This is a genomic window from Kitasatospora sp. NPDC002040 (assembly GCF_040296785.1).
Lineage (GTDB): Bacteria > Actinomycetota > Actinomycetes > Streptomycetales > Streptomycetaceae > Kitasatospora.
In genome coordinates, this window is sequence record NZ_JBEOXV010000015.1 from 48292 (window position 1) to 71832 (window position 23541).

A 23541-nucleotide genomic window follows, 5' to 3' on the forward strand; every position below is an offset into this window, starting at 1 on the left:
AGTGCCTAGACGTGGCTGTGGTCGTTCCAGATCTCCACGGCCGGGGCCCCGTACTCCCACGACAGGACCGAGAGCGCCGCCGTCCCGAGCTTGAACCGCTGCGCGAACTCCGGCGGCAGCCCGAGCCAACGCGCCGTCAGGATCCGCAGCAGGTGCCCGTGCGCGAACAGCACCACGTCCCGGTCGGCGCAGTGCATGGTGGTGGTGTCCGGATGCGGCGTCCCGTGCTCGGAGTTGAGCTCCGCGAGGAAGCCGTCCACCCGGGCCGCCACCTCGGCGAGCTTCTCGCCGCCCGGCACCCCGTCCCGCCAGATCAGCCAGCCGGGGTGGTCGGCGGCCCGGATGTCGGGGCCGGTGCGGCCCTCGTACTGGCCGTAGTCCCACTCCAGCAGTTCGTCCCGCTCGATCGCCCGGTCGCCGAACCCGGCCAGCTCGCAGGTCTCCTTCGCCCGGGACAGCGGGCTGGTGTAGACGACGGCGTCCGGGAGCCCGTTCCACGGCGCCTTGGCCAGCCGGGCCCCGAGCGCCAGGGCCATCGCCCGGCCCTCCTCGGTCAGCGGGACATCGGTACGACCGGTGTGCTGGCCACTGGCCGACCACGCGGTCTCGCCGTGCCGGACGAGCACGATACGGGCGGGCATGAGCGGGCTCCTTGCAGAAGTGGGCTGCTTCGACCCCTCCATGATCCCCCAACCCGCGGCCGGCCAGCGGCGACCGTCCAGCGTCCGGATGGCCCCGGAAGGTCCGGGGAGCGCGTTCCAGGGTGGTTTGTCGGTGCCGGATGCGAGACTTGGCCGCACCATGAACGTCTTGACCTTCGGGCAGGCGGAGCCGGTCGCGCGGCGGCTCCGTGAACTGCGCGGCCAGGCGCCGCAGCGCAGCCTCGACGCCCGGGCGCTGGCCGCGCTCGCGGCCAATCCGGGGTGCCGCCGCCGCGCGGTGCTGGACGCGGCGGGGGTGGACAAGGGCGCGGTCGCGGACCGCCTCGGCCACCCGGCACCGTTCGGCCAGTCCCCGTTCGCGATCACCCGGGGGAACGTCTTCGAGGCCCGGCTGAAGGACGACGGCTACGCGGCCCTGCTGGAGCCGCTGCGCCGGCTGCGCGGTGCCCCGCCCGAGGGCGGCGAGCTCGCCGTGCCGGACCTGCTGCCGCGCTCGGCCCCCGCCACCCGGGCCGAGCGGACGGCCCAGGCCCTGGCCGAGGCCGCCGCCGACCCCGGGCGCTGGACCCTGCTCGACCACCCGATGCTCCGGCTCACCGTCGCCGGCAGCCCCGCCTACCTGGAGCCGGACGCGGTGGTGGTGCACGGCGGCCGCTGCACGGTGGTGGAGATCAAGTCCTTCCCGATCATCGACGGTTCGGCCGACCCGGCGAAGGTCGGGGCGGCGGCCCGGCAGGCGGCGGTGTACGTGCTGGCGCTCCAGGAGACGGCGGCCGCGCTGGCCGGGTCGACGGCCGATCAGTCCCCGTACGCCGCCGACGACTTCCCCGGCAGCCCGGAGCTCGGGGTGCTGCTGGTCTGCCCGCGGGACTTCTCCAACCGGCCGACGGCCACCGTCGTCGACGTCCGCCGCGAGCTGGCCACCACCCGCCGCCAGCTGGCCCGGCTGACCGGGATCGAGCAGCTGCTGGACGCGCTCCCGCCCGGCACCAGCTTCGACCTGGCGCCGGATCAGGCGGGTGTCCCGACGCGTCCGGCGGCCGAGCTGGCCGTCGCGGTCGAGGCGGTCCCGGCCGCGTACAGCCCGGACTGCCTCTCCACCTGCGAGCTCGGCTTCCACTGCCGGGCGCAGGCCCGCTGCGAGGACGCGGTCGAGCAGCTCGGCCGGGGCGTCCGGGGCGAGCTGGGCAGCCTGCGCACCGTCACGGCCGCGCTCGCCGCCGCCGAACACGCCGCGGACAGCGCCGACGACGAGGCGGCCGCCCGCCTGTCCCACGCCGCCGCCCTGCGCGCCGAGGCGCTGGGGGCGGCACGGTGAGCCTGCTCGCCACCCTGGCCCGGCTGGAGGCGGTCCGCAGCGGCCGGGCCGAGCCGCTGGCCACCGTCCGGCACCGGCACCTCTCCGACCGTCCGCTGGTGCTGGTCCCGCTGGCCGCCGCCGGTGAGGCCGGCGCCCCGCTGGCGGTGCTGCTCGGCACCGACCGGGAGGCCCCCCGGCTGCACATCGTGCCGCAGCCGCTGAACCGCACCCAGCGGTTCGAGTTCCTGGCCCGGTTCGCCGCCGAGCTGGTGCCCTACCTGGAGTCGTTCGGCTCCGAGGTCGAGCAGATCGAGCGCGCCGAGAAGGACCCGGAGACCGGCGAGAAGACCCAGACCTTCCGCGAACTCTGCTCCGACGCACCCCAGTTGATCGTCCCGAACGGCGGGGCGGTCCAGCACCTGGCGCTGCTCGGCCGGTCCACCCGGTTCCGCCGCACCGCCGAGGACCCGGACCCGGGGCCGTACCCCGCACCGACCCGGGTACCGCTGCTGGGGCGCTGGTTGACGCATCTGACCGAGCGCGCCCAGGTGCCCGGCTCCAGCCTGCTGCTCCCGATGACCGGGCTGCTGTCCCGGCACTGGGCGACCGGCCAGAGCCACCTGGAGGACCAGCACCTCGGCGCCCAGCTCGCCTGGCACACCGGGGCGTCCGGTGCCGAGCGGGCCACCCTGGTGGAGACCGCCCGGGACGCGGCCGGCCAGCTGCTGCACCCGCCCGCCGGGCCCGCCACCGACCCGGCCTTCGACGCCAAGGTGCTGGCCCCCGCGATCACCCGGCACGACGGCGCGCTCGCCGCACTCGCCGCCGCCGAGCAGCAGGAGCAGGGCCAGGACCAGGACCGGGCCCGGCTCCGGGTCAAGGAGTCCGCCGAGGAGCTGCACGCCGCACTGCTCCGGGTGCTGCTCCCGACCTGGGAGGACGTCTGGCGCGGCCTCGACCTGCTGCGCACGCTGCCGCCGGCCGCCCACCTGGCCGAGCGCTGGGAGGGCGACCGCTGGTCCTACACCAACCACCGCGACCGGCTGGCGGCCGGCGAGCCGCCGCAGCCCAAGCAGGACGACGCGGTCACCGCCGCCCGCAAGCTGGCCCAGCGCGAGCGCGAGCAGGCCAGGCTGGACGTGCACGAGGCGCTGGACGACCCGCTCGCGATGGCCGGGCACCGGCTGTCCGGCGAGGCGTTCGCGGGCGTGGTCACCGAGGTGGTCCCGGAGTACGACACCTCGGGCCGCTCGCCCAAGCCCCGCCCGCTGCTGGTGGTCCGCACCACCGACCACCCGCACGCCGACCAGGGCCGGAAGGTGTACCGGGCCAACCACAGCACGGCCCAGGAGGCGCTGATCGTCGCGGACGACCGGGCCGCGGGCACCGTCACCGTCCGGGTGCTGAACGGGATGGGCCGGAAGAAGGAGCCGGAGCCCGGCAGCCTGCCCGAGCCGGGCGAGCGGGTCGTCTTCACCCTGTTCGAGTTGACGCCGCGTCAGTCCGCCCCGCTCCCCGAGCCCGACGACACCCCGTGGACACACGGTGGACCGCCCGGTGGCACCGATCGTTCGCCTACCGCCACCGAAGAGTGGGAATGACCACAGGTATGACCATCAGTCCGAGCACCGACCGTCCCGGTGCGGCGGCCGACGCCGCCGTGGCCGCGATCCTGGCCGCCACCGTCCACCCCGTCCCCGGCGGCCCGCGCGGGGTGGTGGTCGACTCGCCGCCCGGCGCCGGGAAGTCGACCCTGGTGGTGAAGGCCGCCCGGGAGCTGGTGGCAGGCGGCGAGAAGCTGATGATCGTGGCCCAGACGAACAGTCAGGTGGACGACCTGGTCGGCCGGCTGGCCGAGAAGGGCCCGGACCTGACCATCGGCCGGCTGCACGCCGCCGACGCGAAGCCGGCCGCCGAGCTGGCCCGGTACGCCAACGTCACCCCCGCCGCCAAGGTCGGCGAGCTGCTGGAGCACGACGTGGTGATCTCCACCGCCGCCAAGTGGCAGTGGGTGAAGACCGAGGCGCCCTGGCGGCACGCGATCGTGGACGAGGCGTACCAGATGCGCTCGGACGCGCTGCTGGCCGTCGCCGGGCTGTTCGAGCGGGCCCTGTTCGTCGGCGACCCCGGCCAGTTGGACCCGTTCACGGTGGTCGGCACCGACCAGTGGGCCGGGCTCTCCTACGACCCGTCCAGCAGCGCGGTGGTCACCCTGCTCGCGCACAACCCGGAGATCCGGCCGCACCGGCTGCCGGTCTCCTGGCGGCTGCCGTACTCCGCCGCGCCGCTGATCTCGGCCGCCTTCTACCCGTACACCCCGTTCCGCTCCGGCACCGGCCCGGACGACCGGCTGCTGACCCCGAGCACCGCCCCGGACGGCTCGGCGCTGGACGCCGCGATCGACGAGGCGGCCGAGCACGGCTGGGCGCTGCTGGAGCTCCCCGCCCGGCACACCGTGCGGACCGACCCGCAGGCGGTGGCCGCCACCGCCGCCACCGTGCACCGGCTGCTCGCCCGGGGGCTGACCGCCCACTCCGAGCAGGGCAGCACCCCGCTCACCGCCGACCGGATCGCGGTCGGCACCGCCCACCGGGACCAGGCCGCCGCCGTCCGGGCCGCGCTGCTGGGGCTCGGCGTCCCGGTGGACGGCTCGGCCGGCCCGGCCGTCACCGTCGACACCGCGAACCGGCTGCAGGGCCGCGAGTACGACGTCACCGTGGTGCTGCACCCGCTCTCCGGGCGGCCGGACGCGACCGCCTTCCACCTGGAGACCGGCCGGCTCTGCGTGCTCGCCTCCCGGCACCGGCACGCCTGCATCGTGGTGGCCAGGGCCGGCATCCCGGAGCTGCTGGACGAGCACCCGGCGACCGAGCCGGTCCAGCTCGGGGTGACGATGAAGTTCCCGGACGGCTGGGAGGCCAACCACGCGGTGCTGGCCCAGCTGAACGAGCACCGGGTACCGCTCGGCCGGTGAGCGGGGGGCGCGCGGGTGGGGAATAGCGCCCGCACGCGCACCGTTCCGCTACCGGCCGTTCCCGCGCGACAATGGACGGCAGCCCCCTCACCCGCCACCTCGGAGGTGTCCCCCATGCCCGACCGCCACTCACCGGTGTCCGCCCAGCCGGTCGGCCGCGCTGCCGAACCGCAGCTCCCGGCGCAGTCCGGTCCCGCCGGAGGCGAGCCGAGCACCACCGGAGCGGGCAGCAGCGGAGCCGGCAGCACCGGAGCGAGCAGCACCCAACCCGCTCCGCCCCGCCGCCTGCGCCCGGCCCAGCTGCTGTTCGAGCCGCCGGCCGAGGAGCCGGAGGAGGAGCGCTTCTTCGACCTGGAGTCGATCGACGACCCGGCCGAACTGCTCCGCCGCGCGACCGAGTTGACCCTGGCCTTCCGGGTGGCCGCCGAGCGCGCCGCCGACTTCCAGGCGATCGCCGCCGCCCAGCTCGCCGACACCCGCCGGTTCGACGCCCTGACGCCGGCCGAGATCGCCGCCCGGATCGACTGGACGCCGGACTACGCGACCAGGATGGTCGAGTACGGCCACACCCTGATCCGGCAGCAGCACAGCGGCGAGCACTGACCGGGGCGCTCCGGCACGCCTCTGGCATATGCAGTCGGGAAGGGTACGCCCCTCCCCCGCCCGCTGTCCGCCGAACCGGACTTTCCCGGCGCACCGCGCCCCGGTCGGGCCAGGCTGCTGCCCGTGGACATCTGGACGTATCAATCCGTGGAGTACGTCACCGTGGCCGGGGAGTCCTGGCTGGCCTCCGCGAGTGAGTACCCGCGCAGCATGCGCGCCCTCTGGGAGTCACGCCCGTGGGCGCCGACGGTCCTGCCCTGCGGGCGGGTCTTCGACGTGATCAGCATGCCGGCCGTGTTCGGCCGGCAGGTGCTGGACGAACTCTGGGCCTCCGGCCCCGGCTGCGGCCCGGTCGCCTCGTTCCGGGGGCGCACCCTGCTGTTCGTGCAGCCCGGCGCGGCCCCCCGGCTGCGCACCCTGCTGGCCTGGGAGGAGTGGGCCCGCGAGGTGCCGCCGCTGCTCTGCCACGGGCAGGGCGACGCGGTGACGGTGCCGCCGATCCAGCGGATGGTGGACGCCCCGGTCTCGCCGGGCCAGGGCGCCGGACGCTGGATCGTCGCGCCGGACTCCCGGGAGCCCTGGTTGCCGGGCGCCGCCACGGTGCTCTGGGCCTGTGTCCGGGCCTCCCGGATCCGGCAGCACACCCAGTCGGCCGGGGCGTGAACCGGATTTTGGTTCCGCCCGAACACGCTGCTAAAGTCTTCCACGTCAGCAGGCGCCGCTAGCTCAGTTGGTTAGAGCAGCTGACTCTTAATCAGCGGGTCCGGGGTTCGAGTCCCTGGCGGCGCACAGACGGTCGAAAGGCTCCCACCTCACGGTGGGAGCCTTTCTTCGTTCCCCGGGGCGTGCGGCCGAGCCGGCCCCCGCCGAGGCGGGGGCCGGCGTCGGGTCAGCGCCCGCGCAGCGAGCGGTAGTTGTCCACCAGCGCGGCGGTCGAGCTGTCCAGCGCGTCGATGCCCTCACCGGTCAGCAGCACCGGCTCGATCCGCTTGGCGAGCACCTTGCCGAGCTCGACGCCCCACTGGTCGAAGGAGTCGATGTTCCACACCGCGCCCTGGACGAACACCTTGTGCTCGTACAGCGCGACCAGCTGGCCGAGCACCGACGGGGTGAGCTCGGCTGCCAGCACGGTGGTGGTCGGGTGGTTGCCCTTGAAGGTCTTGTGCGGGACCAGCTCGGCCGGCACGCCCTCGGCGGCGACCTCCTCGGCGGTCTTGCCGAAGGCCAGCGCCTGGGTCTGGGCGAAGAAGTTGGCCATCAGCAGGTCGTGCTGGGCGGCCAGCGACGGGCTCAGCTCGGCGACCGGGCGGGCGAAGCCGATGAAGTCGGCCGGGATCACCTTGGTGCCCTGGTGCAGCAGCTGGTAGTAGGCGTGCTGGCCGTTGGTGCCGGGGGTGCCCCAGACCACCGGGCCGGTCTGCCAGTCCACCGGGTTGCCCTCGCGGTCCACCGACTTGCCGTTGGACTCCATGTCGAGCTGCTGGAGGTAGGCGGTGAAGCGGGCCAGGTAGTGCGAGTACGGCAGCACCGCGTGCGCCTGGGCGTCGAAGAACGCGCCGTACCAGACGCCCAGCAGGCCGAGCAGCAGCGGGACGTTCTCCTCCGCGGGCGCGGTGCGGAAGTGCTCGTCGACCAGGTGGAAGCCGTCCAGCATCTCGCGGAAGGCGTCCGGGCCGATCGCGATCATCAGCGAGAGGCCGATCGCCGAGTCGTACGAGTAGCGGCCGCCGACCCAGTCCCAGAACTCGAACATGTTGGCCACGTCGATGCCGAAGTCGGCCACGCCGGTCGCGTTGGTGGAGAGCGCCACGAAGTGCTTGGCCACCGCCTCCTGGCCCGCGCCGAGCTCGCCGAGCAGCCACTCCCGCGCCGAGGTGGCGTTGGTGATGGTCTCGATCGTGGTGAAGGTCTTCGAGGCGACGATGAACAGCGTCTCGGCGGCGTCCAGGTCGCGGACCGCCTCGTGCAGGTCGGCGCCGTCCACGTTGGAGACGAAACGCACCGTCAGATCACGCCGGGCGAAGGAGCGGAGCACCTCGTACGCCATCGCGGGGCCGAGGTCGGAGCCGCCGATGCCGATGTTGACGACGTTCTTGATCGGCCGGCCGGTCTGCCCGGTCCACTCGCCGGAGCGGACCCGGTCGGCGAAGGCCGCCATCCGGTCGAGCACCGCGTGCACCGCGGGCACCACGTTCTCGCCGTCCACCTCGACCACGGCGCCGCGCGGGGCGCGCAGGGCGGTGTGCAGGACCGCGCGGTCCTCGGTGATGTTGATCTTCTCGCCGCGGAACATCGCGTCGCGCAGCTCGGCAACGCCGGTGGCGGCCGCCAACTCCCGCAGCAGGCCCAGGGTCTGCCCGGTCACCAGCTGCTTGGAGTAGTCCACCAGCAGGTCGCCGACCCGCAGGGTGAGGTCCGCACCGCGGCCCGGGTCGGCCGCGAACAGCTCGCGCAGGTGGGTGTCACCGAACTCCTCCCGGTGCTTGGCCAGTGCCGTCCACTGCGGCAGCCGGTCCAGGGGGGTGCGGTTGAGCGCCGTCATCGGTTGCTCCTCGAAGTCATCCGGTCGTGTTACCGGCAGGGCCCAGCGGGAGGGTGACGCGAGGTCCGACGGTAGTACAGGTTGTGGTGCGCCGACTCCGTTGACGGCCTGCCCGGGCCAGCCTAACCGCCCTGGCGGACCGTCACCCGCGCCGCGACCTGCGGTCACGGACACTTCGTCGGTTCCACCCCGCGACGTCACCTACTTGCGGCGTGAGCGCAGGTCGAGCCTGCGCATCACCTGGTCGGCGATCTCCGGGTCGCCGCCGAGCTCGCCCCGGGCGGCCAGCACCTCGCGGCGGGAGGCGGCGATCATCTCCTGCTCGATGTCGGCGGCGGCCTGCCACTGGACGAACCGCTCCCTGGCCTCCTGCGCCTCCTCCTCCGCGTACTTCTCCGGGCAGAGCCTGGCCAGCCGGTCGTGCTGGCGTTCGCGCAGCCGCTCGACCACCTCGGGCTGCAGGTCGCGCTCGTCCTCCAGCTCGCCGAGCCGGGTCAGGCCGGCCTTGGCCGCCCGCCACCACATCCGCTTGACCGCCTCCTCGTGCACGTCCACCGCGCCGCCGCCGAGACCGAGCAGCCGGACCACCAGAGGGAGCGTCAGGCCCTGGACCAGCAGGGTGAAGAGCACCACCGCGAAGGCGACCACCATGATCTCGTCCCGCCCGGGGAAGCCCGCGCCGCCGTCGATGGTGAGCGGGATGCCGAGCGCCAGCGCGACGGTGGCCACCCCGCGCATCCCGGACCACCAGAGCACCACCGTCTCGCGCCAGCTGATCGGGGTGTCCTCGTCGGCCTTGCTGACCCGCTTGGAGATCCAGGCGGCCGGCAGCAGCCAGAGCAGCCGGATCAGCAGCAGCGCGCCGATCACGCAGGCCGCGTCGCCGACCATGCCGTGCCAGCTGTCCTTGACCTCCTCCATCAGCGGGGCCAGCTCCAGGCCGATCAGCCCGAAGGCGACGCCGGTGATCAGGATCTCGACGATCTCCCAGAAGGCGTTGCCGACCAGCCGGTACGCGACGTCGTCGGCGTCGGCGGCCCGGTCGGCGAGGTAGAGCGCGCAGACCACCACGGCCAGCACGCCGGAGCCGTGGATCTCCTCGGCCAGCACATAGGCGGCGAACGGCACCAGCAGGTTGAGCGCGACCTGCTGGGTCGGGTCGTCCAGCAGCCCGGCCAGCTTGGCGTTCAGCCAGCCCAGCCCGATCCCGACCACCACCGCGAGCACCGCCGAGAGCACGAACCGCAGGGCCGCGCCGCCCGCCGAGAAGTCCCCGGTCACCACCGCCTGGACGGCCACCGAGTAGATGACGATCGCGGTGACGTCGTTGAACAGGCCCTCGCTCTCCAGCACCGCGACCAGTCGCCGGGGCAGTCCGACGCTGCCCGCCACGGCGACCGCGGCCACCGGGTCGGGCGGCGAGACCAGCGCGCCGAGGGCGACCGCGGCGGCCACCGGCAGGGCGGGCATCAGTCCGTGGAAGACCGCGGCCACCACCGTGGTGGTGACGATCACCAGGCCGACCGCGAGCAGCAGGATCGAGCGGATGTTGGCCCGGAAGTAGCGGACCGAGGAGCGCCGGGCCACCGCGAAGATCAGCGGCGGCAGCACCAGCGGCAGGATCAGCTCGGGGTTGACGGTGATGTCCGGCACCTGCGGGATCCAGGCCAGCAGCAGACCGATCCCGGTCATCAGCACCGGCTGCGGCACCCGGGTGAGCCGGGCCACCGGGATGGTCACCACCGAGGCGAGCAGCACCATGAAGAGCAGTGACAGCTGGCCCACGGAGTGCCGTCCTCTCGGTTTTCTGATCGGTTCTGACGCCCCCTCGGACCAGGATAAATCTGACAATGCGCCAACTCCGGCTCCGGCGCGCCGCCAGGGGCTTGACCTCAACCGCACTTCAACATCGAGAGTGGCGGCAGAAGCCGACGAACCCAAGAGGAGCGGTCCCATGCTGGCGTCGATGTTCAACGAGCCCGGTGGCCCCGAGGTGCTGTACGTGGCGGAGCTCCCGGTGCCCGCGCCGGGCCCGGGCGAGGTGCTGGTCCGGGTGCTGGCCGCCGGCATCCAGCCGGCCGACACCGCCGTCCGCTCCGGCTGGTCCCCGCCGGGCGCGGACATCACGTACCCCGCGATCCCGGGCAACGAGTTCGCCGGGGTGGTGGAGCAGCTCGGCGCCGGCAGCTTCGGCTGGGAGGTGGGGGACGAGGTGCTCGGCTTCCGGCTGCTGAACTCGCACGCCCAGCACCTCGTGGTGGACGGCGCCCAGCTGGTGGCCAAGCCCGCCGGGATGAGCTGGGAGGAGGCCGGCTCGTTCTCCGCCTCGGCCCAGACCGCGCACGTCGCGCTGACCGAGCTCAAGGTCGGCCGGGGCGACACGGTGCTGGTCCACGGCGCCTCGGGCGGGGTCGGCACCGTCGCCGTCCAGCTGGCCCGGGCCTGGGGCGCCACCGTGATCGGCACCGCGAGCGAGCCCAACCACGCCTACCTGCGCGAGCTCGGCGCGATCCCGGTCGCGTACGGCCCCGGCCTGGCCGACCGGGTCAGGGCCGTCGCCCCCGACGGGGTGGACGCCGCCCTCGACGGCGCCGGGCGCGGTGCCCTGGAGGCCTCGGTCGAGCTGGTGGCGGACCGCGACCGGATCGGCACCATCGTCGACTACGCCGGCGCCCAGCGGCTCGGCCTGCGCAGCCTGCGGGGCCCGCGCACCGCCGCCCGGCTGGCCGAGCTGACCGGGCTCTGGGAGACCGGCGCGCTCCGGCTGGAGATCGCCGCCGCCTTCCCGCTGGCGCGGGCGGCCGAGGCCCACCGGCTGGTGGAGGACGGGCACGTCCGGGGCAAGGCGGTGATCACCCCCTGGGCCGAGTGAATTTCGGGTTTCCGCTGCTGACCAGGTAATGTTCTCTTCGTCAGCAGGCGCCGCTAGCTCAGTTGGTTAGAGCAGCTGACTCTTAATCAGCGGGTCCGGGGTTCGAGTCCCTGGCGGCGCACAGACGGTCGGAAGGCCCCCACCTCACGGTGGGGGCCTTCCTTCGTTCAGCGGATCACGGCCAGTAGCTGTCGAAGTTCTTCGAGAACTCCCGCACGCCGTTGAACTGGTCCCAGTTGATCGACCAGGTCATCAGGCCGCGCAGGTTGGGCTGGGCCCCGCTGCGCGGGACGTAGGTGCCGCAGTTGGTGAGCTTGGTCAGGCAGTCCAGGGCCTTGTTGACCTCGGTCGGGCTGACGTAGCCGTTGCCGGCGTTGGTGGTGGCCGGCATGCCGATGGCGAGCTGCGAGGCGGCCAGCGGGGGGAACACGTTGGCGGTGTTGCCCGCCACCGGGAAGCCCTTGAGCAGCAGGTCGGTCATGGCGACGTGGAAGTCGGCGCCGCCCATCGAGTGGTACTGGTTGTCCAGGCCCATGATCGAGCCGGAGTTGTAGTCCTGGACGTGCAGCAGGGTGAGGTCGTTGCGCAGCGCGTGGATCACCGGCAGGTACGCCCCCGCGCGCGGGTCCTGTCCGCCCCAGGGGCCGGAACCGTAGTACTGGTAGCCGAGTTGGACGAAGAAGGTCTCCGGGGCCATGGTCAGCACGAACTTCGAGCCGTACTTGGCCTTGAGGGTCTTCAGCGCCGAGATCAGGTTGACCACCACCGGGGTGGTGGGGTTCTTGAAGTCGGTGTCACCGGTGTTCAGCGAGAGCGAGTGGCCCTCGAAGTCGATGTCGAGGCCGTTCAGACCCCACTTGTCGATGATCGCGGAGACCGAGCTGACGAAGGTGTCCCGGGCGGCCGTGGTGCTGAGCTGGACCTGGCCGTTCTGGCCGCCGATCGAGATCAGCACCTTCTTGCCCTTGGCCTGCTTGGCCGCGATGGCCGCCTTGAAGTCGGCGTCCGACTCCACCCCGGCGCACTCGGTGGCCGGGCAGCGGTTGAACCGGATGTCGCCGGAGGTCACCGAGGTCGGCTCGCCGAAGGACAGGTTGATGACGTCCCAGGAGTCGGGGATGTCGGCGACCTTGGTGTAGCCGGCGCCGTTGGCGAAGCTCGCGTGCAGGTAGCCGACCAGCGCGTGCGGCGGCAGGTCGGTCGGCGGCGCGGTCGGGCTGGGCGAGGTGGGCGGCGGCGAGCTCGGCGGCACCGAGGGCCCCGAGGTCGACGGCGGCGGGGAGGTGGGCGGCTGGGTGGGGGGCTGCGTGGACGGCTGGGTGGTCGGCGACGGGCTGGGCGCACCGGGGCCGTCCAGCGACAGGTCGTCCGCGTAGTAGGTGCCCTGGCCGTACCAGCCGTGGGTGTACACGGTGGCGCTGGTCTGCGCGGCGCCGGTGGTGAAGCTGACGGAGAGCTTCTGGAAGGCGCCGCCGGTGCTCGGGGTCCAGGTGCTGGCGGCGGTGCCGCCCTCCACGCCCAGGTAGACGTAGGCGCCCTTGACCCAGCCGGTCAGCTGGTAGGTGGTGCCGGGCTGGACCGTGACGGTCTGGCTGCACTTGGCCGAGTCGCTCGCACTGGCCGCTGCCGCCAGTGCGTAACTGCCGGTCCTGGACTGGCTGGTGGTGCTGCCGAGACTGCCGGTGCAGCTCCAGGGGGCGACGCTGCCGGTCTCGAAGCCGCCGTTGGTCAGGAACTCGCCGGCGCTGGCGGTCGGGGCCAGCGCGAAGCTGACCGCGACGGCCCCGGCGGCGGCCGTGGTCCAGGCGGTGCCGGCTGCGATCAGCCGTCTGGTGGTTCGGGGAGTTCGCATGTGGGGATGCTCCTGCCTCGATCTGTGGGGGTGGTCCAACTCGCCTCTGGGGAAGGCTTGGTGCGATGGGCACGGATTGGACTGGACCACTGAACCGGCTCCGGCCGCCAGGTGTCAATGGTCTCGACCAATAGGCGGACTGACGGCCCGTGAGGAGCAACACCGGTTGCGACCCGCCCGGGGCCCCCGAAGCATGAGGGGGTGACCGAGCCCGGCTATCTCAGGTACCCGCACCTGCGCGGCGGCCTGCTCGCCTTCACCGCCGAGGACGACGTCTGGTGCGCCCCGCTGGCCGGGGACGGCAGCGTCGGCCGGGCCTGGCGGGTGAGCTGCGACCGCACCCGGGTCAGCCACCCCCGGCTCTCCCCCGACGGCGCCACCGTCGCCTGGACCAGCTGGCTCACCCTCACCCCCGAGGTGTGGACCGCCCCTTCGGACGGTGGACGGGCCACCCGGCTCACCCACTGGGGCAGCCAGGACACCCGGGTCCGCGGCTGGCTGGCGGACGGCGAGCTGCTCGCGCTGACCTCGTACCACGAGCCGTTCGCCCACTACACCTGGGCCTGGGCGCTGCCCCCGGACGGCTCCCCCGGCCGCCGGATGCCCTGGGGGCCGGTCAGCGACGCCCAGCAGGACGCCCGCCACACCGTGCTGCTCACCGCCGCCGCCCCGCACGAGCCCGCCGCCTGGAAGCGCTACCGGGGCGGCGCCACCGGCCGGCTCTGGCTCGGCACCACCCAGCTGCTCCCCGACCACACCGGCCACCTCTCCTCCCCGATGCCGGTCGGCGACCGGATCGCCTTCCTCTCCGACCACGAGGGCGTCGCCAACCTCTACTCCTGCCGCCCCGACGGCACCGGCCTGCGCCGGCACACCGACCACGCCTCGTACTACGCCCGCGAGGCCGCCACCGACGGCACCCGGATCGTCTACCAGCACGCGGGCGACCTCTGGCTGCTGGACAGCCTGGACCACCCGCACCCGCGCCGGCTGGACGTCCCGCTCGGCGGCTCCCGGGCCGGCCGCCGCCCGTACCAGGTGCCGACGGCCAGTCAGGTCAAGGACCTGGCCTGCGACTCCACCGGCCGGGCCAGCGCGGTCACGGTGCGCGGCAGCCTGTACTGGCTGGCCCACCGGGACGGCCCGGCCCGGGTGCTGGCCGACACCCCCGGGGTCAGGACCAGGCTGCCGGTCCTGCTCGGCCACAGCGGACAGCTGGCCTGGGTCACCGACGCCGAGGGCGCCGACGCGATCGAGATCGCCCCCGCCCCGAGCCGGGGCGGTCCGGAGACCCCGCCGCGCCGGATCGCGGCCGGCCGGCTCGGCCGGGTGCTGGAGCTGGCCGCCGCCCCCGACGGCCGGACCCTGGCGGCGGTCGCCTCGGACGGGCGGCTGCTGCTGGTGGCGACCGCCGACGGGGCGGTCACCGAGGCGGCCGTCTCCCGGTACGGGCCGATCGGCAGCCCCGCCTTCTCCCCGGACTCGCAGTGGCTGGCCTGGTCCCAGCCGGTGGCGGGCCGCTCGCTGCGCTCGATCCAGCTGGCCCGGGTGGCCGAACCGGCCCGGACCGTCGACGTGACCGGCGGCCGGTTCGAGGACGAGCACCCGGTCTTCACCCGGGACGGCCGCTTCCTGGTCTTCCTCTCCTGGCGCGGCTTCGACCCGGTGCACGACGTGCACACCGGCGACCTGTCCTTCCCGCTCGGCTGCCGCCCCTACCTGGTCCCGCTGGCCGCCGACACCCCGTCGCCGTTCGCCGACCCGGCCGAGGGGCGGCCCCCGGTCGGCCTGGACCCGGAGCAGACCGGCGGCGACGGCACCGTGACGGTGGACCCGCTGGGCCTGTCCAGCCGCCTGGTCCCGTTCCCGGTGATCGCCTCCAAGTACTCGGCCACCGCTGCCGCCCGGGGCGGCCTGCTCTGGCTCCGCTGGCCGATCGCCGGCGCGCTCGGCCAGACCTTCGCCAACCCGGCCGACACCTCGGGCCGCCCCGCACTGGAGTACTTCGACCTGGCCCACGGCACCCGCACCACGGTCGCCGAACAGCTCGACGGCTACTCGGTCTCCGGTGACGGCCGCTCGGTGCTGGTGTTCTCGGCCGGCACCCTGCGCCTGCTCCAACTCCCGTCGGGCAGCCAGCCGTTGACCGTTGACCTGCGCCGGATCACGCACACCGTGCACCCGGCGCAGGAGTGGCGGCAGGCGTACCACGAGGCGGCCCGGATCGTCCGGGACCAGTTCTGGGACACCGGCATGTGCGGCCTGGACTGGCCCCGGCTGGTGGAGCAGTACGCCCCGCTGGTCGACCGGGTGGCCACCCCGGACGACTTCGCCGACCTGCTCCGCGAGCTGCTCGGCGAGCTCGGCACCTCGCACGCCTACGTCTCCCCGTCCCGGCGCGGTGAGGGCCCGGCCCCGGCCACCCAGCCGCTCGGCCTGCTCGGCGCCAACATCCACCGCGCCCCGGACGGCCGCTGGCTGGTCGACCGGATCCTGCCCGGCGAGTCCTCCGACCCGCGCGCCCGCGCCCCGCTGGCGGGGTACGGGCTGCGCGACGGCGACGAGGTGGTGGCAGTCTCCGGCCGACCGCCGGACCCGCTCCGCGGCCCGGCCGCGCAGCTCGTCGGCACCGGTGGCACCACCGTCGAACTCACCTTCCGCACCGCCGCCGACGGCGCCCTGCGCCGGATCGCGGTCACCCCGCTGACCGACGAACGGCCGATCCGCTACCAGGACTGGGTGACCCGACGGCGTAGCCTGGTAAGGGAGTTGAGCCAGGGCCGGTGCGGCTACCTGCACATCCCCGACCTCGGCGGCTCCGGCTGGGCCCAGTTCAACCGCGACCTGCGGCGCGAGCTCGACCACCCCGCCGTGGTGCTGGACGTCCGGGGCAACGCCGGCGGCAACGTCTCCGAGCTGGTGCTGGAGAAGCTCAGCCGCCGGGTGCTGGCCTGGGACCACAGCCGGGACCGCCACCCGGTCCGCTACCCGAAGGACGCACCGCGCGGCCCGGTGGTGGCCCTGGCCGACCACGCGACCAGCTCGGACGGCGACGTGATCATCACCGCCATCAAACTGCTCGGCCTCGGCCCGGTGGTGGGCAGCCGGACCTGGGGCGGCGTGGTCGGCATGACCGGCCGTCACACCCTGGGCGACGGCACCCAGATCTCGGTGCCGAAGAACGCCTCCTGGTTCATCGGCGGCATCGGCTGGTCGGTGGAGAACCACGGTGTGGCACCGGACGTCGAGGTGGTGCGCGGGCCGCACGAGTGGGCCGCCTCGCTGCACACCGAGCTGGAGGCGGCCGTCCGGCTGGCGCTGGAGCTGCTGGCCGACCACCCGGCGGCCACGCCCCCGCCGCCGGACGCCCCCCGGCCCGACCTGCGCCGTCCGCCGCTGCCACCGCGCTGAACCCGGGCACGGCGAAGGGGCACATCCGTCGGCGGATGTGCCCCTTCCCGATGCGCGGCCCTCAGTCCCAGGGATCGCCCTCGGCGGTCATCTCCTCGGCCGCCCGGCGGTCCTCCTCGGTGGGCTCGGCCCGGTGCATCGCGCTGCGCTCGGCGCTGTCCGGGAAGGCGTCGGCCGCCTCGTCGTGGGCGAGCCGCTGCCGCTCGGCCGGGTCCGCGGTGTCGTGGGCCTTGTGGCGGAGTCGGTCCAGAATGCCCATGTCTCCTCCTCCGATCGGTCGGATGACGGGCTGCCACCAATCTTTCACCGGCCGCGCCGCTCCGCACCCCGGGACGGGTGGCTCACCCGGACGGCGGAGTGCACCCGGCTTCGGCCGTACTCGTCTCGGCCCTTACGGCTCCCGGCCGTTGGGGCTTTGGTCCCCCTCGACTCCGATCGTAGGCCCATAGCCGACTCATCCGCTCCCGACGGAGGGTGGAGCTGTCAGCCGCTTCCGGCAGCGCCGCCGGAGCGCCACGCAGCACCGTTCTCCGAGGTGAGCGAGATGGCCCGCCAGCAAGCCGCAGCAACCGACACCCCTGCCCCCTCCGACGCCGCGATAGCCGTCGACATCCTGGTCGGCAACGGCCAGAAGGCCCTGCGGGAGTACGCCGGGTTCACCCAGGAGAAGGTCGACCACATCGTCAAGAAGGCCTCGCTGGCCGCACTGGCGGCGCACACCCGGCTGGCCGTGATGGCGGTCGAGGAGACCGGGCGGGGGGTGTTCGAGGACAAGGCCGTCAAGAACATCTTCGCCTGCGAGCACGTCACCCACTCGATGGCCGACATGAAGACGGTCGGGGTGATCCGCCGGGACGACATCGACGGCATCGTGGAGATCGCCGAGCCGGTCGGTGTGGTCGCGGGCGTCACCCCGGTGACCAACCCGACCTCCACCACCATCTTCAAGGCGCTGGTGGCGCTGAAGACCCGCAACCCGATCGTCTTCGGCTTCCACCCGGCCGCCCAGCGCTGCTCGGCCGAGGCGGCCCGGATCGTCCGGGACGCGGCGGTCGCGGCCGGTGCCCCGGCGCACTGCGTGCAGTGGATCGAGACGCCCTCGATGGAGGCCACCGGGGCACTGATGAACCACCCGGGCGTGGCCACCATCCTGGCCACCGGCGGCAACGCGATGGTCAAGGCGGCGTACAGCTGCGGCAAGCCGGCCCTGGGTGTGGGTGCGGGCAACGTGCCCGCGTACATCGAGAAGAGCGCGAACCTCAAGCGCGCGGTGAACGACGTGGTGGTCTCCAAGTCCTTCGACAACGGGATGATCTGCGCCTCCGAGCAGGCCGTGATCCTGGACCGGGAGATCCACGGCCCGGCGCTGGCCGAGTTCGGCCGGCTCAAGGCGCACCTGGCCACCAAGGCCGAGAAGGCACTGCTGGAGCAGTACATCTTCGGTGTCGGCGAGGACCGCAACTGTGCGGGCGCCAAGCTGAACGCGGCCGTGGTCGGGCAGTCCCCGGTGGCGATCGCCGAGGCGGCCGGCTTCGAGGTCCCGGCGGACACCTCGATCATCCTGGCCGAGGTCGACTTCGTCGGCCCGGACGAGCCGCTGACCCGGGAGAAGCTCTGCCCGGTGCTGGCCGTGCTGACGGCGGAGACCCGCAAGCAGGGGCTGAAGCTGGCCACCGAGATGGTGGAGTTCCACGGCCTGGGGCACTCGGCCGCCGTGCACACCGAGGACGAGGCGTTCGCCGAGGAGTTCGGCCACGCGGTGAAGGCCTGCCGGATCATCTGGAACGCGCCCAGCTCGCAGGGCGGCATCGGCGACGTCTACAACGCCTTCATGCCCTCGCTGACGCTCGGCTGCGGCTCCTACGGCGCCAACTCGGTCTCCGGGAACGTCACCGCGCTCAACCTGGTCAACATCAAGCGGATCGGGCGGCGCAACACCAACATGCAGTGGTTCAAGATCCCGCCGAAGGTCTTCTTCGAGCGCAACTCGATCAAGTACCTGGCGGACATGCGCGGTGCCCGCAAGGTGGTCATCGTGACCGACCGCACCATGGTGGAGATCGGGCACCTGGAGCGGGTCAGGTCGATCCTGAACCGGCGCACCGAACCGGTCGAGATCCGGGTGATCGACTTCGTCGAGCCGAACCCGAGCATCGACACCGTGGACAAGGGCGCCGAGCTGATGCGCGGCTTCCAGCCGGACACCATCATCGCGCTCGGCGGCGGTTCGCCGATGGACGCGGCCAAGGTGATGTGGCTGATGTACGAGCACCCGGAGACCGTGTTCGCGGACCTGAAGGAGAAGTTCTTCGACATCCGCAAGCGCGCCTTCACCTTCCCGGACCTGGGCGAGAAGGCCAAGCTGGTCTGCATCCCGACCACCTCGGGCACCGGCTCCGAGGTCACCCCGTTCGCGGTGATCACCGACTCGGAGACCGGCCAGAAGTACCCGCTGGCCGACTACGCGCTCACCCCGAGCGTGGCGATCTGCGACCCGGCGCTGACCACCGACCTGCCGAAGGCCGTCACCGCCGACTCCGGCTTCGACGCCCTGACGCACTGCATCGAGACCTATGTGTCGGTCTACGCCAACGACTTCACCGACGGCCTCGCCCTGCAGGGCATCCGGCTGATCTTCGAGAACCTCGAAGAGGCCGTCGTGAACGGGCCGAACAACCCGGTGGCCCGGGAGAAGATGCACAACGCCGGGACGATCGCCGGCATGGCCTTCGGCTCCGCCTTCCTGGGCGTGGTGCACGCGATGGCGCACACCCTGGGCGCCACCTTCCACGTCGCGCACGGCCGGACCAACGCGATCCTGCTGCCGCACGTGATCCGCTACAACGGCGCGGCGCCGTCCAAGGTGACCAGCTGGCCCAAGTACCAGAGCTACGTGGCCCCGGAGCGGTTCCAGCAGATCGCCAAGATGCTCGGCCTGGCCGCCAAGACCCCCGAGCAGGGCGTCGAGTCGCTGGCCAAGGCGGTCGAGGAGCTGCGCGACAAGGTCGGCATCCCGCAGTCCTTCAAGAACGCGGGTGTGGACGAGACCTCGTTCCTGGCGGCCCTCCCGGAGCAGGCGATGTTCGCCTACGAGGACCAGTGCGCCCCGGCCAACCCGCGGATGCCGATGCTGGCCGACATGCAGCAGCTGATGCGGCAGGCCTACTACGGGGACCACATCTGAGTCGGGACGAAAGTCCCTCCGAGACAGGACTTTTCGAGCCCATGTGACTTTGTGAACAGATTCACAATATAGGTACAGGGCATCGATCCGAAGCGGGAGCAGGCAGACCATGAGCACCCAGCACATCGAGAAGACGCAGAGCGGAGCCTGGGACGGGTTCAAGGGCGGGTTGTGGCGCGATGCCATCGACGTCCGGGACTTCATCCAGCAGAACTACACCCCGTACCTCGGCGACAGCTCCTTCCTGGCCGGCCCGACCGAGCGCACCACGGCGGTCTGGAAGGAGATCACCGACCGGTTCCCGGAGGAGCGCGCCAAGGGCGTCTACGACGTCGCGTACGACATCCCCTCGACCATCACCGCGCACGCGCCGGGCTGGATCGACCGGGACAAGGACCTGATCGTCGGCCTGCAGACCGACGCCCCGCTGAAGCGGGCGATCATGCCCTACGGCGGCTGGCGGATGGTGGCCGGTGCGCTGGAGACGTACGGCTACCCGGTCAGCCCGGAGCTGGAGAAGGTCTTCACCGAGTACCGCAAGACCCACAACGCGGGTGTCTTCGACGCCTACACCCCGGAGATCCGGGCCGCCCGCAAGGCCGGCATCGTCACCGGCCTGCCGGACGCCTACGGGCGCGGCCGGATCATCGGCGACTACCGCCGGGTCGCGCTGTACGGGGTGGACCGGCTGATCGAGGCCAAGCTGGCCGAGAAAGCCGAGCTGGACCGGATGCCCTCCGACCCGGCGCAGCTCGAAGAGGTGATCCGGGAGCGCGAGGAACTCGCCGAGCAGATCCGCTCGTTGGGCGAGCTCAAGCAGATGGCGGCCTCCTACGGCTACGACATCTCGGGGCCGGCCGGCACCGGCCGGGAGGCGATCCAGTGGCTGTACTTCGCCTACCTGGCGGCGGTGAAGGAGCAGAACGGCGCGGCGATGTCGCTCGGCCGCACCTCCACCTTCGTCGACGTCTACCTCCAACGGGACCTCGACAGCGGGCTGTTGACCGAGGAGCAGGCCCAGGAGCTGGTGGACGACTTCATCGTCAAGCTGCGGATCGTCCGCTTCCTGCGCACCCCCGAGTACGACGAGCTGTTCTCCGGCGACCCGACCTGGGTGACCGAGTCGATCGGCGGCATCGGCGAGGACGGCCGCCCGCTGGTGACCCGCAGCTCGTTCCGCTACCTGCAGACCCTGTACAACCTCGGCCCGGCCCCCGAGCCGAACATGACGGTCTTCTGGTCCCCGCAACTCCCTCAGGGCTTCAAGGAGTTCTGCGCCCAGGTGTCGATCGACACCTCCAGCGTGCAGTACGAGTCGGACGAGCTGATGCGCCCGCGCTTCGGTGACGACACCGCGATCGCCTGCTGCGTCTCGGCGATGGCGGTCGGCAAGCAGATGCAGTTCTTCGGGGCCCGGGTGAACCTCGCCAAGACCCTGCTCTACGCGATCAACGGCGGCCGGGACGAGAAGTCCGGCGCCCAGGTCGGCCCGGAGTCCGGTCCGATCACCGCCGAGGTGCTGGACTACGACGAGGTGATGGCCCGCTTCGACCAGCAGATGGAGTGGCTGGCCGAGACCTACGTGCACGCGCTGAACGTCATCCACTTCATGCACGACAAGTACGCCTACGAGCGGATCGAGATGGCGCTGCACGACCGCGCCGTCCGCCGCACCATGGCCTGCGGCATCGCCGGCCTCTCGGTCGCCGCCGACTCGCTCTCCGCGATCAAGTACGCCAAGGTCACCCCGGTGCGGGACGAGACCGGCCTGGCCACCGACTACCTGATCGAGGGCGAGTACCCGGCCTACGGCAACAACGACGACCGGGCCGACGAGCTGGCGGTCTGGCTGGTCGAGGAGTTCATGCGGAAGATCCGCAAGCACCCGACCTACCGGGGTGCCGAGCACACCCAGTCGGTGCTGACCATCACCTCGAACGTGGTCTACGGCAAGAAGACCGGCAACACCCCCGACGGCCGCCGGGCCGGCGAGCCGTTCTCCCCGGGCGCCAACCCGATGAACGGCCGGGACACCCACGGCTACGTGGCCAGCTCGCTCTCGGTCGCCAAGCTGCCGTACGCGTCCGCCGAGGACGGCATCTCGCTCACCAACACCGTCACGCCGGACGCGCTCGGCCGGACCCCCGCCGAGCGGGTCAAGAACCTCGCGGGTGTGCTGGACGGCTACACCGCCTCCAACGGCTTCCACATGAACGTCAACGTGCTGAACCGCGACACCCTGCTGGACGCCATGGAACACCCGGAGAACTACCCCCAGTTGACCATCCGGGTCAGCGGCTACGCGGTCAACTTCGTCCGGCTGACCCGCGAGCAGCAGCTCGACGTGCTCAACCGCACCTTCCACGGCTCGCTGTAGCCGCCACCACTTGGAGGACGGCGCCGGTCCCCGACCGTTCCGGCGCCGCCCTCCGGGAGATCCAGCGCCAGGAGGTCCAGTCATGACCGTTCTGCTCGGTACCGCGATCCCGGTCGGCCCGCCCGCCGACCCGACGGCGGAGGAGCCGCTCACGCTCACCGAGAGCTGCGCCACCACCCCGGCCGGCGCGGCCAGCCGGCGGCCGATCGCCGGCTCGGTGCACTCCTGGGACCTCTCCACCGGGGTGGACGGGCCCGGCACCCGCTTCGTCACCTTCCTCGCCGGGTGCCCGCTCACCTGCCTCTACTGCCACAACCCCGACACCATGAAGATGCGCAACGGCAAGCGCACCCGCGCCGACGAGGTGGTGGCCGAGGCCGCGAAGTACACCACCTTCATCCAGGCCTCCGGCGGCGGCGCCACCATCAGCGGCGGCGAACCGCTGCTCCAGCCGGTCTTCGCCGGGGAGCTGTTCCACCGCTTCAAGCACGAACTCGGCCTGCACACCGCCCTGGACACCTCCGGCTTCCTCGGCGCCCGGGCCACCGACTCACTGCTCGCCGACGTGGACCTGGTCCTGCTGGACATCAAGTCCTGGGACCGCGAGCTCTACCGCAAGGTCACCGGGCGGCAGTTGGACCCGACGCTGGACTTCGCCCGCCGGCTCGCCGACCTCGGCAAGGAGGTCTGGGTCCGGTTCGTGCTGGTTCCCGGCCTGACCGACCCGGTGGAGAACGTCGAGGGAGTCGCCGCGTTCGCCGCCTCGCTCGGCAACGTCTCCCGGGTCGACGTACTGCCGTTCCACAAGCTGGGGGCCGCCAAGTACGAGGCCCTGGGCCAGGACTTCGCGCTCGCCGACACCCCCTCGCCGACCCCGGAGCAGGTGGCCGCCGCGCGCGCCGTCTTCACCGGGCACGGCCTGAACGCGATCTGACCACCACTCACCCAGGAGCACGGTAACCATGACCACCGCAGCACCCCGCCGCCGCAGCCGGTCCTACGAGCAGGACGAGCACCCCGGCCGCCCCCGGCGGGTCACCGGCCCGGTCCCCGCGATGGACGGCCGGACGCCGACCGCGCACGACCTGCTGCTGCTGCACTGCCCCAGCTCGCTGCGGCGGACGGTCTCCGGCGCCGAACCCATGCCGGACTGGGCCCGTACCGTGCTGCGCGGCAACCCCTGGGTCACCGTCCGCCGCGCCCCGGTGCTGGCGGGCTTCCCCGCCGCCCGGATCCGCTGCACCCGGGACGAGTCGGCCGCCGCCGAGAGCTGGATCCCGGTCTCCCTGCGCGGCCCCCGGCTGGAGCAGCGGGCGGTCGGCTACGCCCCCCGCTCGGCCGTCGCAGTCGCCCTCAAGCCCGAGCAACTGCCGGGCCGCCTGGAGCAGTTGGACCCGGACCGGCTACTGCTGCCCGCCCTCGCCGCAGTGCCGGCGGCCGGCGCGGTGGTCGAGAGCTACGGCCTGAGCTGGGGCCCGATCGGCGCCGTCGGCTGCGAACTCGCCACCGGCGTCCCCGCCACCGCCCCGGACAGTCCGCTCCGGCTGCTGCTGCGCAGCCCGCTGCCGTTCAGCCGCCGGGACGCGCTGCTGCTGCGGCGCAGGCTCCGCAAGCTCCCGGTCTGGGTCGAGGCCGAACTGGAGACCCGCCACGGCGCGGTCTCGCTGGCCGAGTACTCCACCTCCCCCCAGAGCCTCACCCTGCACACCCCGGACGGCCCGCTGCTGGTCGGCGACCCCTGGTTCCCGCGCGCCGCCTGAGGCA

Annotated in this window: 16 protein-coding genes and 2 tRNA genes; 13 read left to right on the forward strand and 5 right to left on the reverse strand. The window is 72.8% G+C overall.

Annotated elements, in window-relative coordinates:
* Positions 1-5: 5 nt before the first annotated feature.
* Positions 6-641 (reverse strand): histidine phosphatase family protein, encoded by a 636-nt coding sequence (locus tag ABT118_RS26100; protein ID WP_350673602.1) that lies wholly within the window; start codon positions 639-641, stop codon positions 6-8.
* Positions 642-801: 160 nt separating this feature from the next.
* Here ABT118_RS26100 and ABT118_RS26105 point away from each other — a divergent pair, with 160 nt between their 5' ends.
* The 6 genes from ABT118_RS26105 to ABT118_RS26130 all read left to right on the forward strand — a co-directional run bounded on the left by ABT118_RS26105 (position 802) and on the right by ABT118_RS26130 (position 6328).
* Positions 802-1980: a hypothetical protein gene (locus ABT118_RS26105; RefSeq protein ID WP_350673606.1), complete on the forward strand. Its 1179-nt coding sequence runs from the start codon at positions 802-804 to the stop codon at positions 1978-1980.
* Positions 1977-3563 carry a hypothetical protein gene (locus ABT118_RS26110; RefSeq protein ID WP_350673609.1) on the forward strand — a complete coding sequence of 529 codons (1587 nt, stop codon included), beginning with the start codon at positions 1977-1979 and terminating at the stop codon, positions 3561-3563. The genes ABT118_RS26105 and ABT118_RS26110 overlap by 4 nt, the downstream gene beginning before the upstream one ends.
* An 8-nt stretch (positions 3564-3571) precedes the next feature.
* Positions 3572-4936: a DEAD/DEAH box helicase family protein gene (locus tag ABT118_RS26115; protein WP_350673612.1), complete on the forward strand. Its 1365-nt coding sequence runs from the start codon at positions 3572-3574 to the stop codon at positions 4934-4936.
* Positions 4937-5221: 285 nt separating this feature from the next.
* Positions 5222-5539, forward strand: a complete 318-nt coding sequence (locus tag ABT118_RS26120) for a DUF8844 domain-containing protein (RefSeq protein ID WP_350673896.1) — start codon at positions 5222-5224, stop codon at positions 5537-5539.
* Positions 5540-5686: 147 nt separating this feature from the next.
* Positions 5687-6202 carry a bifunctional DNA primase/polymerase gene (locus ABT118_RS26125; RefSeq protein ID WP_350673615.1) on the forward strand — a complete coding sequence of 172 codons (516 nt, stop codon included), beginning with the start codon at positions 5687-5689 and terminating at the stop codon, positions 6200-6202.
* Positions 6203-6254: 52 nt separating this feature from the next.
* Positions 6255-6328, forward strand: a tRNA-Lys gene (locus ABT118_RS26130).
* A 100-nt stretch (positions 6329-6428) separates the two neighbouring features.
* Here the strand turns inward: ABT118_RS26130 and pgi are convergent.
* Entirely contained in the window at positions 6429-8081 is a 1653-nt protein-coding gene (gene pgi / locus ABT118_RS26135) for a glucose-6-phosphate isomerase (RefSeq protein WP_350673618.1), read from the reverse strand.
* A 201-nt stretch (positions 8082-8282) separates the two neighbouring features.
* Entirely contained in the window at positions 8283-9866 is a 1584-nt protein-coding gene (locus ABT118_RS26140; protein ID WP_350673621.1) for a Na+/H+ antiporter, read from the reverse strand.
* 169 nt (positions 9867-10035) lie between these two features.
* Here ABT118_RS26140 and ABT118_RS26145 point away from each other — a divergent pair, with 169 nt between their 5' ends.
* Both ABT118_RS26145 and ABT118_RS26150 read left to right on the forward strand, forming a co-directional pair.
* The gene (locus tag ABT118_RS26145; RefSeq protein ID WP_350673625.1) at positions 10036-10953 is read left to right on the forward strand and encodes an NADP-dependent oxidoreductase; all 918 of its coding nucleotides are present in this window, start codon (positions 10036-10038) and stop codon (positions 10951-10953) included.
* Between the two features lie 47 nt (positions 10954-11000).
* Positions 11001-11074: transfer RNA gene (locus ABT118_RS26150), tRNA-Lys, on the forward strand.
* A 54-nt stretch (positions 11075-11128) separates the two neighbouring features.
* Here the strand turns inward: ABT118_RS26150 and ABT118_RS26155 are convergent.
* Positions 11129-12805 (reverse strand): chitinase, encoded by a 1677-nt coding sequence (locus ABT118_RS26155; RefSeq protein ID WP_350673629.1) that lies wholly within the window; start codon positions 12803-12805, stop codon positions 11129-11131.
* A 201-nt stretch (positions 12806-13006) separates the two neighbouring features.
* Between ABT118_RS26155 and ABT118_RS26160 the strand changes: the two genes are divergently transcribed.
* Positions 13007-16216, forward strand: a complete 3210-nt coding sequence (locus tag ABT118_RS26160; RefSeq protein ID WP_350673633.1) for a S41 family peptidase — start codon at positions 13007-13009, stop codon at positions 16214-16216.
* Positions 16217-16277: 61 nt separating this feature from the next.
* Here ABT118_RS26160 and ABT118_RS26165 read toward each other — a convergent pair whose 3' ends face one another.
* A complete protein-coding gene (locus ABT118_RS26165) occupies positions 16278-16475 on the reverse strand; it encodes a hypothetical protein (RefSeq protein WP_350673635.1) in 198 nt (65 codons plus the stop codon).
* Positions 16476-16760: 285 nt separating this feature from the next.
* On the opposite strand from ABT118_RS26165, the gene adhE reads away from it, so the two are divergent.
* The 4 genes from adhE (at position 16761) to ABT118_RS26185 (ending at position 23537) form a co-directional block, all read left to right on the forward strand.
* The gene (gene adhE, locus ABT118_RS26170) at positions 16761-19400 is read left to right on the forward strand and encodes a bifunctional acetaldehyde-CoA/alcohol dehydrogenase (RefSeq protein ID WP_350673640.1); all 2640 of its coding nucleotides are present in this window, start codon (positions 16761-16763) and stop codon (positions 19398-19400) included.
* Positions 19401-19509: 109 nt separating this feature from the next.
* Positions 19510-21777 carry a formate C-acetyltransferase gene (pflB, locus tag ABT118_RS26175; RefSeq protein ID WP_350673643.1) on the forward strand — a complete coding sequence of 756 codons (2268 nt, stop codon included), beginning with the start codon at positions 19510-19512 and terminating at the stop codon, positions 21775-21777.
* An 82-nt stretch (positions 21778-21859) separates the two neighbouring features.
* Entirely contained in the window at positions 21860-22711 is an 852-nt protein-coding gene (gene pflA / locus ABT118_RS26180) for a pyruvate formate-lyase-activating protein (RefSeq protein WP_350673646.1), read from the forward strand.
* 28 nt (positions 22712-22739) lie between these two features.
* Entirely contained in the window at positions 22740-23537 is a 798-nt protein-coding gene (locus ABT118_RS26185) for a phosphoribosyl-dephospho-CoA transferase MdcG domain-containing protein (protein ID WP_350673649.1), read from the forward strand.
* Positions 23538-23541: the final 4 nt, after the last annotated feature.

Bases quoted from the DNA above. Each gene is read 5' to 3' on its own strand.
- ABT118_RS26100 (WP_350673602.1), bottom strand. From the start codon at position 641: ATGCCCGCCCGTATCGTGCTCGTCCGGCACGGCGAGACCGCGTGGTCG.
- ABT118_RS26105 (WP_350673606.1), top strand. From the start codon at position 802: ATGAACGTCTTGACCTTCGGGCAGGCGGAGCCGGTCGCGCGGCGGCTC.
- ABT118_RS26115 (WP_350673612.1), top strand. From the start codon at position 3,572: ATGACCATCAGTCCGAGCACCGACCGTCCCGGTGCGGCGGCCGACGCC.
- pgi (WP_350673618.1), bottom strand. From the start codon at position 8,081: ATGACGGCGCTCAACCGCACCCCCCTGGACCGGCTGCCGCAGTGGACG.
- ABT118_RS26145 (WP_350673625.1), top strand. From the start codon at position 10,036: ATGCTGGCGTCGATGTTCAACGAGCCCGGTGGCCCCGAGGTGCTGTAC.
- ABT118_RS26155 (WP_350673629.1), bottom strand. From the start codon at position 12,805: ATGCGAACTCCCCGAACCACCAGACGGCTGATCGCAGCCGGCACCGCC.
- ABT118_RS26165 (WP_350673635.1), bottom strand. From the start codon at position 16,475: ATGGGCATTCTGGACCGACTCCGCCACAAGGCCCACGACACCGCGGAC.
- adhE (WP_350673640.1), top strand. From the start codon at position 16,761: ATGGCCCGCCAGCAAGCCGCAGCAACCGACACCCCTGCCCCCTCCGAC.
- pflB (WP_350673643.1), top strand. From the start codon at position 19,510: ATGAGCACCCAGCACATCGAGAAGACGCAGAGCGGAGCCTGGGACGGG.
- pflA (WP_350673646.1), top strand. From the start codon at position 21,860: ATGACCGTTCTGCTCGGTACCGCGATCCCGGTCGGCCCGCCCGCCGAC.
- ABT118_RS26185 (WP_350673649.1), top strand. From the start codon at position 22,740: ATGACCACCGCAGCACCCCGCCGCCGCAGCCGGTCCTACGAGCAGGAC.